A 12,744-nucleotide genomic window follows, 5' to 3' on the forward strand; every position below is an offset into this window, starting at 1 on the left:
CGTCATTTCGACCGTAGCGGAGAAATCTATTCCTCACATTCTTAGACCTTTTGTGACCATAAGAAATTAAGGACATTAAGAGGTTTCTCTTTCGGAAGTCATCATTGCGAGAAGGTTTTTTCAGCAAGCGAAACAATTTTTTGAATAAAAGACCCTGAAATGAGTTCAGGGTGACGACATGGGCTTAACGTGCAGAATCTGTCTAGAGATAGATCTCTCCATCTCACTGCGTTCCAGTCGAGATGATGACTTAAGTATCAAGCATTTTTCTTCACCACATCAACCATGTGATCAAGATCGAAAGGTTTTTCGATATAATCGTCGGCTTTACAATCTTCTGCCTGTTGGGGTAAATTATTTGATGTAGAAGTTAAAACGGCCGATACATCTTCGGTTTCGGGATCAGATTTAAGTTCTTTGATTACCTGCGATCCTTTCTTTTTGCCTTTAATGTGGTCATCTACAATTACCACATCCGGCTCTATTTCATCTATCTTCTCAATGGGTTCGGTGGTTAACGAAGCTGTAACCTCAAAACCTTCCTCCTCCAATACCTGGTCCATAATATCTAAGATATCTTTATTATCCTGAACAAGTACAACCTTTTTCTTCATAAATAAACAGACTAAAATCTTTTTAAATATAAATAAAAAGAATAATTCAATATCGCTTCGCCGAATATTTTACAATTGGAAAGTAAATGTTGCAGGTTTTCGTCTTGAATTAATGCCTGTTCGTCGAGTTTTAATTATCGATTGTATAAAAACGTAAAATGTGCTGCAACGTTTTCGTGTTGACAGCGTCTTATCAACAAAACATTAACATAAACACTTAAGCATTTAAATAACAATTAATTAACATTTAATTTTTAAATAAAAATATTATGAAAACCTCAATCAAAACCCTAATCGCAACCTCATTAACAGCAATCGTTTTATCATCTGCTGCATTTACCACAAGTGTTTCGGCTACAGAAAAAGAGCCTGTAACCATTGCAAAAATCAAAGCTTTTAAAAGAATTTCCGTAAATGGAAATGTAGAGCTTACCATCATCCAAAATAACAACCCCGGTGTTTCTTATACCGATGACAATAACGGGACCGCCAAAATTTTACAAGATGGCGATAACTTAAAAATTACCTCTACCAGTACCGAAAAAACCAAATTGGTGGTTTATGTAGATGATTTATACAGAATTGAAGCTTTAGAAAACGCTGTGGTTAAAACCGATGGAAAATTAAGGACAAAATACCTACAGATCTTTTTAAAAGGAAATGCGCATGCAGAAATCAATACCAGCACCGAAGGTTTGTACACTGTAATTGCAGATAATGCAGATTTAAAATTAAGCGGTTCTACCGATAACCACACTTTGGTGATGGGCAACTCACAAAAATTAACCATTGATAGGTTCGCCGCTTTGAAAACCAATATCAGCTCGGTAGAAACTGTTGCGATAGAAAAAGAGATTGCAGCAATTAAATAATAAATTAAAACACGCAAATGCAAAAGGCTTTCTGAATAGATCAGAAAGCCTTTTTTATGGAATATGTAAAAGGATGATGGAATGGTAAAAGTTTATTTGTTGGCTCCAGCAATAAGTCCGTCATTGCGAGGAGGCTTTTTCAGCCGAGGAAGCAATCTTACAACCATCGCTACTTGCATGCGCTTTAAGGTTGCTTCGTCGTACCTCCTCGCAATGACGACTCTTTTTATTAAAACCCATCCGCTTACGCTCGTTTTTAACGAGCGTATAAATAGCCTGACGATTTTATCGTCAATTTATTATATAGAACAGGACTTAATCCAATAACTGCCACGGAGACTTGGAAAACACGGAATAGCGCTGTGTACTTTGTGCCTTCTTTCTGTTCCCTCAGTGGTTAAAAGCAAAAAAAATCCTTTGGCATTTACCAAAGGATTTTCAGTTTTATTAAATCAGCTTACCGCTGCAACACTTTAGCGATCTCTTTTTCAATAGATTTCAACTCTTTAGGTTTAAGCTTTTTTGCTGCATCGGGTTTGGTAGTTGCCTTATTATCTAAGTATTTTACGCCAACCCTTAATGCTTTCAAGCCAGAAACACCCTGGAGTTCATCCAGTTCCAGTTCTTCTAAATCGTCGTTTAAATAGCCTTGAACCTGCATGTATTTGATATACTCTGTATATTCTTTGGCTTCTTCTGGATTGAAATAAACCATGGCAATTTTATGGGGCTGTGTTAAACGTTCGGTTGTACCCTTAATGAGTACTTTATCGATACGTTTTTTCACAACTTCATAACGGATGTTATAAGCACCTTCTACATCAAAACGGCGTTCATCGTTCCTAAAGCTGATATCGATCGCATTGGAATGGATAAAAATCAACTGCGTGGTTTCTAACGAACGCGGCATTTCGCTGATCAATCCTTTTGATAAACGTGCAATATCAACCATAGAAGTTAACTGCCACAAACGGATATTTTTCAGGTATAATAAATCGAAAGGTTTATCCGGTGCAATTTCCTGACCGATGTAGATATCATACTCTACCCCATCCGTTCTGAATTTGGCAAAATAACAAGGGTACGAAGCCTGTAAATTCGTCTGCGATTTTTCGAGGTACTGACTTACTTCAGTATTGATCAACTGCATGGAAACTTCCAGCTGACGGCGGTTTTCAAAAGCAGCACCGGTTTCGGGCACAATTACTTCGAAATAACGTTCTACAAATTCAGCTGTTGCCGGATAATTACCTTTTATTATTGATAAAAACGGATAAACTTCCATTTCTAAAAATTCGTTCAGTTTATTTTCTTCATTAGAAGAAGCAAAATCGCCGATGCGTTTGATCCAGTCTTTACAGTTGAACAGTAACTTATCGGTAAGCTCCAAAGAAACATGCTTGCGGATATTCTTCAAAGTATCGATCAAACTGTTTAACTGAACCTCCATATCGTCTTTTAAGGCCTTGTTGCGCTCAACGGTAGAGTTACGGATGTCAATTGCACCAAACAACGGATACATGTGTTTAAAAGTGATTGTTTCGATCTCTTTTAACTTTTGTTTTTCGTTATTCTGAAGGAAATGCCAAACCGCCTCGTTAAATTTCCATTGTACCGAAGGTTGCAGGGCCGTAAATTTATCCATCAAAACCTCATCCATTTTGGCATCAAACTCTTCGATGCTGTATTGGAAAAGCTGACCGATCAAAGGCATTGCCGGACGTAACCTCGACAACAATTTATCATCAACCAATACTTCTTCGTCTGAATACACCTCTAAAACACCAGCCAACTGGTTGTTGTAATAAATCGGCAATACAGAGTAAGAGCAAACGCCTGCAGCCTTTAAAACCCTTAAAAATGGATCTTTATCAATCTGATCGTCGGTAATGGCACTTACAAAAATTGCCCTTGGGTTTTCTTTATATTTCTCTACGAGCGAATAAAAAACTTCCTCTTCGAGATTGGACGATTTTGCCGAATTGATCAACATGCTCTGCGAAAACTCCTGGTTATCGAAAACCAGTTTGTTGTTCACCGTTAAAAATGGCATTAAACCAAATTCGAGCTTACCGTTACCGCTCAGGGTTTTTAAGGCATGTATTACATGTTTGTAAGCCTCGGTCTGGTAATTGTGATCAACCAATGCATCGCGGATTCCATCAATGGCATGTTGTAGTGTAACATCTGTTATAGAGATGATGCTAAAGCCTTCGAAATGAAAATTGCTCAATGGTAAATGTTCCACCAGATATTCGAGTTCGGTTTCGCTCTGAAAATGCTTGCCCAGTTCTTCAAAATTAAGTTCAGGCAGATCGCCCTTATGCAGGATATCTACAAACTTGGTATCTGTTTGGATATTATAGTACTGCGTAAGCTTGGTTTCGGGATTGATATGGGCATAAATAATCTCGTTTTTCAGTACCGGTGTAAAATTATAAAACCGGCCCAGAATAACATTATAGATAAATTTAAGCTGTTTTTTCTCAACCGGCTCGTTATCTTTTGTTACCTTATTTTTAGGATCGTGATCCTTAAAAAATTTATAGAATGCATTGGTGCTAAAGAAAATCTGATCAGGGATCGGGGTACTTAAAGCCCAAAACAAGTCATCTTCATTATCCATCAAAGGCGTTAGAATCGTAAAAATCAATTCTAAGGTATCTTTGTATTTGGATAATTCTTCGGCACTGATGTTGCCAAGCAGCACATCGTCTTTTTCAATTTTTTGCAGTAAAAACCTGTAAAATTCAGATTTAACCGATTTTTCTGTTTTCAACCTGCCTTTTAAATACTCCACAAGGGGGCGGAAAGACAGTGATGATTCTACCTGGCAATGTATACATTCGTTTTTATGTATCTGTATTACATTGGTATTCATTGTATAAGTTTTGCTATAGTGTAAAAATTATAGTTATCTGTTTAATTACTAATTCATTGCAAAGATACACACCCGCGAAGGCAATGTTCGTCTGCTGAACGTAATAGTTGGATATTACATCTATAAATATGTTACACAAATTTAGTACCTAAAGTTAAGGGATACATATGGATACCAGCCATCAGACGAGTGCCCCATAACAAATCGCACAACTGTGAGTGATGCCGGCGCAAAATAAACACCCCCTCCTACACCGTGGTGCCATATTGTTGATGCTTCGTCACGTTTCCATACCCTGCCAACATCATAAAAACCCAATAAGCCAATTTGTCCGGGTAAAACATAACTTACCAGGTCGCCAAGCTTGGCCCTGAGCTCTAAGTTGTTGTAAAATAGGTGCTCGCCGGCAAACCTAAACTGGCGATAACCGAGCAGATTGCCCTGCCCGCCCAGATAAAGTGCCTGATAAAAAGCTGGCTTGCCAACGGTTACCCCACCGCCAAAACGATCTGCCAAAATGAAGTTTTTTCTGCCATCGAGGTTTTTATAAAGGGCAATACTTGCGGTAAACTGTCCGTAAGAATTCGAATATTGGTTAACACCTTTATAACCCAGCACCTTAAAATCAACATAACTACCCAGGGTTGGCAACAGGTCGTTATCGCGGGTATTGTTGGTGAAATTGACAAATGCACCAGCAAACATTTTTTCATTACGCACGGTAAGCGAATCGGCCGAATGCAGCTGTGAAGGCATTTCGATAAAACGCCCGTTATTATCCTCCTGGTTATATTTATAATATTGCCATGATGGACCAACACTAAAGGTTGATTTCGGGCGGCGCCACCTGATTGCTGCATCCAGCTGATACAGGTTATAACGTGCACGGTAATACCTGATATCGTCGCCATGTTCGTCGAAATGGGTTTCGTTGCCCAAACCAAAGAAATTCTGGGTATTGTTTGGCGCAAAAGCATTGGCTTTTACCACAATATCGCCCTTACCCAAAGCTTTTAACCACTCGCCTTTATAATTGAACTGGAAAGCTTTTGTAGAGAAAGAGTGCAGAAACGATACGGTTTGCGAGTTACCATAAGGCTGTTTCCTGAACCCCGGATTGGTTTGCTTATAAATTAATCCCAATAAAATACCATCATCCTGGTTATAACCTGCGTTTAACAGCCAGGTATTTCTACGGTACATATCTTTTGGAATATAACTGAAATTCGAGGTATCGTTAGAAACGATTTTCCTGATCTTATCAGCGTCTTCGCCATTGTAAGTAGCTTTATCTTTTCGGGTATATAGCCTTGTTAAACTGTTGCTGTTTGCAAAATCGTATACTTTGTTGCCTTTGCCTCCGATAATTCTGATTTTGATATTAGCATTTTTATTGTCTAAGATTAAACTGTCGTTACCATTATGCATGTACACCCTGATCTCTTTGGTTACCTTCGGATCAAATTTTCGGTCGAAAAGTTCTTCTTTGATATTCCCTTCTTTGGAGATTTTATTGATTTTTACACGTAAACCATTATTATCAGCATCGGTAATCTTGATCAGTTCGTTTTTATTGGTCATCTCGATATCCACAATGCGGTTAAAAAAATGATAATATTGGTTCATCAGTTTGGGCAATGTGGCAATACGGTTGCGCAACTGTTTCAACATTTCATCATGATGCAATGAATAACTCGGCTCAGGAAGTTTTTTCAAAGCTTTTTCGAAAACCGCATCGTTGTAATTGGCGCAGAAATCTTTTACAATCTGATCAAATTCTTTTTCGTCGATATTGGCTGTCCAACGGCTGCTGATTTCCCTTCCTTCCCACAAAAACCAGTTTACATTTTGTATACCACGTTCGTAACCCTGCATCATCGGCAATAACGAAGAAGATTGGGTGTAACGTTGTAAAAAACCATCCGATCTGAAAAATACCTGGTCACGATCTCTCGGAACCGGTGTATAAATCTGTCCATCTTTGGTTTTGGTTGCTTTCCAGCGCCATTGGTCTTCGTGCCTGTCCCAGTCGCCCAATAAGATATCAAATGCCCTTGCCCTTACCCATGATGGGCCATCCAACCGGTTATCGTTATCATCGGTCAGTTTTCTATCCATTTTTGGCGAATTGTCTGAATCTCCCGTAGGTTCGCGTTCTTCAAACAAACAAAGCGTATTGGCGAAAGCAGGCTCGAACTCACCGAGGTTATCATCGGGAGAAACCCAGCCAATTATCGGGTTGCTATGCGCAATGCCTCCTGCTTTAGCTAAATCGGGTACAACAAGCGCCGAAAACGGATGCTGTGCCGACATGTTATCTTTAATTACATCTTTGGCAAAGGTTTCGCGCAGGGCGGCAGGCAAAAGCACTTCAGGATATTTCTCCACACTGCGCAGCACATATTCTTTACCATTTTTATCTTCTAAACGTAAGGAACGCGATTGGTTACCTCCACCACGCTGTGTCGCTTTCAAACCGCCCATCATCTGCGAAATCCGAAGTACAGGTACTTTTGTTTTTTCGGCGTACTCTTTACGGTAATTCTCGCCAAAAACATAACGGTGGAAACGGCCTACACTATCGTATTCGGGCTTAATGCGTACCGTAATGCTATCGGCAGTAATCGGCTTATCCCTGTTTCTTACTTTTTGAGGGATTGCTTCGAACTTTTTGATATAACTGTAAACACGTTTAACACTGGTATCCGAATAGATGTAATATTCGTAACGCATATCGTTGTTTTTCAACTGATCGGCAATTACATAACCCTGCTGCATTTCGTGGAAGAGCGAGGTTTTACCTTCTTTATTAGGCGATACTTTTGAGCCAGAGCCACTGATAATCTGCAATTGTTTTCCTTTGATCAGCTGCAGGCCATGCTCATGCCCGGCCACGTAGGTTACGTTTGGATAATCGCCAAATACACCGGTGATGGATTTGATCATATCCTTATAGGCGGGATGGTTTAAATCCTCCGGGCTTAACAAAGTAGAGCGTAACAAAGGATAAACAGAACCCAAAACCGGTAAAGGAATGTATAAGTTTTTGTTTAAAGAGGTTAACGGAAAAAGATGGTTCCTTAAATTGAAATAGCCACCATGCGGACCGTAACTCTGAAATGGATGGTGCGAAGCCAAAAGGATTACTTTATCTTTATTTTCTTCGAGCAATTGCTCCATTTTTACCAAAACCTCATCTTTGGTACGGCAATCGCAATCGCCATCCGGATTTGATTTGTTATAAGGAAACAGCCACCATTCGCTATCGTAAGCAATAATGGTTAATTTATCAGTGAGTTTAATGGCTACAGGATCAGGACAGCCATTTTGGGGAATTAATTTTAACAAAGGATCGTTTTGGGCGGCAAGATAATCGCTCTGCGCTTTGATTTTGGCAAGGCCTTTTGGTCCTGATTTATCCCAATCGTGGTTACCGGGCACAAAGTAAACCGCGGCACCCATTTTACGCATGGGTTCGAACTGCGAACGTAATATTTTTTTGGTTTCCTCTTCCTCTACACTTCCAGGGAGGCCCATTCCGGTAGGGTAAATATTATCGCCGAGATAAACTACGGTTGTTTTTTTGGATAAAATCTGTTTAGCGGCATTTTTAAGGTCCTGCATCTGGGCAGGGTTCATTTCTCCTGCATCGCCAAAAAGAATTACACGGTATTTTACATCATCCTGCGCAAAGGCAATGTAATTGATTAAAAATAAGATCGTAAAAAGAGTAAATCTTTTAATCATAGTGCGAGGTTTGTATAAAGATAGTTATTTTAAAATTTAATTTTTTTCCATGCGTATCGTCACCCTAAATTTATTTCAGGGTCTATACAACAAGAAAGATCCTGAAATAAATTCAGGATGACGGCGACTCAAGAACAATAATTTTACTTCCTCAACTTAAACAACAAAATATTACCCGCAGCAAGTGTTCCGCCTTCGTTCGAGATGTATAGGTTGTTGTCGCGGTCGAATGCAATGCCTTCGGGCTGGTTAAATAAGCCTGGATCTAAGGCATGGGTAGCTTTAACCTTGAAATCGGCATCTGTAATTACGAGAAGCTTATTTACCGAAGAAAGTACGTACCATTCGTTGGTTTTAACGTTTTTAGCCAATGCTGACGGGCGGAACCTTGATTTTGACGCTCCTGACACTTTTTCGATGGCTTTATGCGAAAGGCTAAATTGTCCGGCGGCAGTTAAAGTTGCATCGTTGTTAAATTTAAAGCCATAAATGCTGGATGCTTTTGCTTTAGAATCGGGCTTGCTATCTTTGGTTAACACATAAATCATGTTGTTTTTTTCATCCGCAGCCAATCCTTCGTACTCGGCTTTTGGTACCAGATCTTTGGTTTTGGTTACATTGGTGGCCTCTGGTTTACTTAGTTCCGAAATCGGGAAAGTATGCAGTTCGCCATTGCTTTTTAATACAATGAAATAATTTTTAATGATGGTTACATCTTCGTAGTCGCCTTTGCCTCCAAATTTTGTAAACTTCGATTCTTTATCGCCCAGGCCTAAATGAAAAAGATCTCCATCTTCATCCTGGATGGCAAATACTTCTTTCGGATCGCCATTATGGAATACAATGCCCGAAATTTCGAAAAGGTTATGCGGCATGTTGTATTTTACCGGTTTAGCCAGATCGTAAGGAAAATCTGATTTTGCGGCACCACTGGCCGAAGTAGTTGTTGCGGTAGAATCGCTTTGTTTATCATCGCGGTTACCGTTTACACAGGATATGCCCAAAAAAGCAATGCCGATTAAAAAGCTTGAAGTGAGGAAAAATTTATTGTATTTCATAAAGGTAAAATTTAATTGTTAAGCCATGGTTGCCATGCTCTGTGTTGCCATGGTCTGTGTCCTTACAGACCATCGGTAAAAGTATGTAGTCCCGACTTAGTGGTCTGTGTGGACACAGACCACGGCAACTTAACTTATTTATTTTTTAACAACTCGTAAATATCATGCTGGGAAGAAACAAGAACCCCGCCAGTTTTAACCGGAATGTTATCCATATGTTCATCTATACAAACGGCCTGTACATTATCCTGTTTCTGAATTTCGACAATATCCATGATTTCCTGTTTAATCTGCTCATTGTAAATGGGAAAACAAACCTCAATCCTGCGGTAAATGTTGCGGTTCATCCAATCGGCCGAGCCCAGGTACACATCGTTTTTACCCAGATTATGAAAGATAAATACTCGTCCGTGTTCTAAATAACGGTCAACGATGCGGGTAACTTTGATGTTTTCGCTCATTCCTTTTACACCCGGAACCAAACGGCCGATGCTCCTCACAATCATATCGATCTTTACACCTGCTTGTGAGGCTTCGTAAAGTTTATTGATCAATACCTTTTCTTCGAGGTTATTCATTTTAATGGTAATGCCCGAAGGTTTCCCTTGGTTGGCATATTCAATCTCACGATCGATGAGTTCCAGAAAAACCTGTTGCAGGTTAAACTGTGCCACCAGTAAATGGTTAAATTTAATGAGGTCGGCAGAGGTTGGCTTAACCCTTTTGGCCAGAAAAATAAAAAGCAGCTCCACTTCGCGCAGCATTTCCTTATTGGCCGTCATTAAAATATGATCGGTATAAAAAGCAGCAGTGCTTTCGTTAAAGTTTCCGGTGGCAAATAAACCCGAATAATGCATCCTATCGCCTGTTTGGCGTTTAACCAGGGCTACTTTAGCATGTACTTTTAAAGCAGTTACACTGTAAATGATATCAACGCCAACCTCTTTCATTTTCTTGGCCCACTTAATGTTGTTGGCTTCATCAAAACGGGCTTTAAGCTCTACCAATACGGTTACTTTTTTACCGTTTTTAGCCGCGCTGATCAGGGCATTTACAATTTTCGAATCGCTGGCCACACGGTAAAGGGTAACATATATTTCCCTTACCTCTTCATCAATGGCGGCTTCGTTAAAAAACCGCAGCACACTATCATAACTCTGGTAAGGCGTGTGTACAATGATATCGTTTTTATAAATGGCCTCGGTTAAAGATCCTTCAATAACATCAGTATTGCAGATTTTCGGCCAGTTCTGGTTCGATAATTTTGGCAAATTAACCGGAAAACCCATAAAATCTTTCAGGTTGTGGTACTGCCCGCCTTCTATCCTATTGGCCTTTTTAAGGTTGAAGAGCTTTTTAAGCAGTTCGAAAACATTGGCTGGTATACCGGGCTGATGAAGAAAACGGGTGGCTAAACCCGAATCGCGTTTGAGCAACTGTTTTTCCAACTGTTCGGATAAACTGCCCGAATATTCGTCTTTCAGGTCAATTTCGGCATCCCTTGTTATCTTGAAACTGTAACAACCGGTAACTTCTCCTTCGGGGAAAATCCTATCCAAATGGAAACGGACAATATCATCAAGGAAAACAATAAAGGTTTCCTCTCCTGTTTCTACCTTATAAAAACGTGGTAATTGATTGGAAGGAATATTTAAAATGATCGCTTCGGTTTCGTTATTCTTTTTTAAGGTAACCAGAAAATAAAGTTCGTTATTGGCCGGGAAAAAATTGGTATCCTCGTTAATGTGAACGGGCTGCAAAAAGGCCATTACCTGACTCAAAAAATACCTGCTAACGCTTTTCTGAATCTGCGGGGGAAATGGCTGACCATAAATTAAATTTATTTTATTTTCTTTCAGCTGGGGAATAATATCCGATTTGAGCACAACGCCATATCGTTGTTGCTGACCGGAAATAAGTTGATTGGCGATATTTAGTAAATTATCGTCGATCTTAATATCGTTATCTTCTTTGTTGCTCAATTTTTCCAGGGCCAGCAGCACAGGCATTCTTACGCGGTAAAATTCGTCGAGGTTGGAAGAAAATATCGACAAAAACTTGATCCTTTCTAAAAGCGGAACGGTGTTGCGCTCGGCTTCCATCAAAATACGTTCGTTAAATTTTAGCCAGCTTAAATCCCTATTGAAAAAAGAGGTTTCGGTTGTTGTTTCCATTAAAGTTTTCCGTAAGCTGCGTAAGCAATTACAAATGCCAATACGGCCGCAATTAAACCAAACATGAAAATATTATAGGCCAGGCGGATCAGTTTATACTTGCGGCCCAGTACCACGCCCTGCGAGTACACATCGGTAATAAGGGTTCCGTATAAAAAGTCTTTATCATTCATTACCTTAATCATCCCATCGGTATAACTTGGCAGGCTCATTTTATAAAAGTTACCAAAAAACAACAGGTTTACTTTTTTCTTGTCCATATCTTCCTGGGTAAATTCGCCCTTGGGTATTGACGGACGGGTTGATAAAATGGAAACCACCACGCAGGTTAAACTTACCATCAGGAGAATAAATGTTGGAATAATCAGGTTGCCATGATCTTCCAAACGGCGTAATAACAAACTCACGATCAACGAAAGCATAATTGAGTTTACAGTAATGAGGATGTGCGCCTTGTTATCGGCCATATCGCTCAAACGCTGGTTATTTGCCGAAGTAATCCTGAACATGGTTTCGATACCTTTATCAGGCCTATCGTCCTTATCCTTTTTCTTTTTACCCTTGTCCTGAATAATTACAGGAGCAAAGTTTTTAGGTTCTTCGAGTTCGGTGCTGATTTCTTCCTGAACGGTTAGTTTGCTTTTCAGCTTATCGATATTTTTCTGTTTCTGATCGCTCAGTAAAAGATTGGCATAATCGGTATGGTAATGGTGCGATTCCATAAACTGGATATCTTTTTTACGCCACTCGAGTTTACTGATGTCTTTTTTATAAATCAGCTCGTTTTCCTTGTGCATCAGTTTTCCTTTTGCGCGGAAATCGGCCAAACCCAAATGAAAAAGGTCTGCATCGCAGATAATTTTATCGATCTCATTTTTAGGCTGCTGTGGTATTTTAGTGGCTAGTATAGCGCTTTTCACACTGTCGCGAACCTCCTGGTTTACCTTATGGCTGGTTAAAAATTCGTCGGCCAGTTCTGCACCTTTTGCCTCGTGGTTCAGTGCATCTTCGAAATAACCGGTATCATGAAAATAGGCGGCAACGGTTACCGTGAAAAAATCCTGCTCGTTAAGCTGGTAATGGTTGGCAATCTGCTGTGCCGCATTTACAACCTCCTGGGTATGCTCGAAATTATGATAAACCAACCGCGGATCGTTATGGGTATGGAAGTATTCGCCAACATGCGCTTTTACATCTTCCTGCAATTGTTTATAGTTCATGAACGTAAATATGATGGTATTAATGGTTTATTTGAGGGAAAATGCATTTTCATTAAATCTTTTTACACTGAAATTGTTTTGATTTTTTATGATTATAAAATTACGTTTATTTTTTGCTAAATAAAAAAAGCCGTCATCTCGACTGAAGCGCAGCGTAATGGAGAGATCTATCTCGAGA

At 39.6% G+C, this 12,744-nt stretch carries 7 protein-coding genes; 1 reads left to right on the forward strand and 6 read right to left on the reverse strand.

The genetic code is table 11. The annotated features are described in order from the left end of the window. Window positions 1-257: 257 nt before the first annotated feature. Window positions 258-614, reverse strand: a complete 357-nt coding sequence (locus B2V92_RS25425) for a response regulator (protein WP_293313393.1) — start codon at window positions 612-614, stop codon at window positions 258-260. A gap of 269 nt (window positions 615-883) precedes the next feature. Here B2V92_RS25425 and B2V92_RS25430 point away from each other — a divergent pair, with 269 nt between their 5' ends. Next, the gene (locus tag B2V92_RS25430; RefSeq protein WP_293313395.1) at window positions 884-1,486 is read left to right on the forward strand and encodes a GIN domain-containing protein; all 603 of its coding nucleotides are present in this window, start codon (window positions 884-886) and stop codon (window positions 1,484-1,486) included. Between the two features lie 457 nt (window positions 1,487-1,943). Here B2V92_RS25430 and B2V92_RS25435 read toward each other — a convergent pair whose 3' ends face one another. The 5 genes from B2V92_RS25435 to B2V92_RS25455 all read right to left on the reverse strand — a co-directional run bounded on the left by B2V92_RS25435 (window position 1,944) and on the right by B2V92_RS25455 (window position 12,566). Continuing rightward, on the reverse strand, window positions 1,944-4,367 hold the full coding sequence (locus B2V92_RS25435) for a GAF domain-containing protein (protein WP_293313397.1): 2,424 nt from the start codon (window positions 4,365-4,367) through the stop codon (window positions 1,944-1,946). Window positions 4,368-4,508: 141 nt separating this feature from the next. Beyond that, window positions 4,509-8,114 carry a BamA/TamA family outer membrane protein gene (locus B2V92_RS25440; RefSeq protein ID WP_293313399.1) on the reverse strand — a complete coding sequence of 1,202 codons (3,606 nt, stop codon included), beginning with the start codon at window positions 8,112-8,114 and terminating at the stop codon, window positions 4,509-4,511. A gap of 143 nt (window positions 8,115-8,257) precedes the next feature. Then, window positions 8,258-9,172: an SdiA-regulated domain-containing protein gene (locus B2V92_RS25445; protein ID WP_293313401.1), complete on the reverse strand. Its 915-nt coding sequence runs from the start codon at window positions 9,170-9,172 to the stop codon at window positions 8,258-8,260. A 134-nt stretch (window positions 9,173-9,306) separates the two neighbouring features. Beyond that, window positions 9,307-11,346: a polyphosphate kinase 1 gene (ppk1, locus tag B2V92_RS25450; RefSeq protein WP_293313403.1), complete on the reverse strand. Its 2,040-nt coding sequence runs from the start codon at window positions 11,344-11,346 to the stop codon at window positions 9,307-9,309. Beyond that, window positions 11,346-12,566, reverse strand: coding sequence for a Pycsar system effector family protein (locus B2V92_RS25455; protein WP_293313404.1), 1,221 nt, complete (start codon window positions 12,564-12,566; stop codon window positions 11,346-11,348). Before B2V92_RS25455 ends, ppk1 begins: the two co-directional genes overlap by 1 nt. Window positions 12,567-12,744 lie beyond the last annotated feature (178 nt).

Source organism: Pedobacter sp. UBA5917 (assembly GCF_002432345.1).
Taxonomy (GTDB): domain Bacteria; phylum Bacteroidota; class Bacteroidia; order Sphingobacteriales; family Sphingobacteriaceae; genus Pedobacter.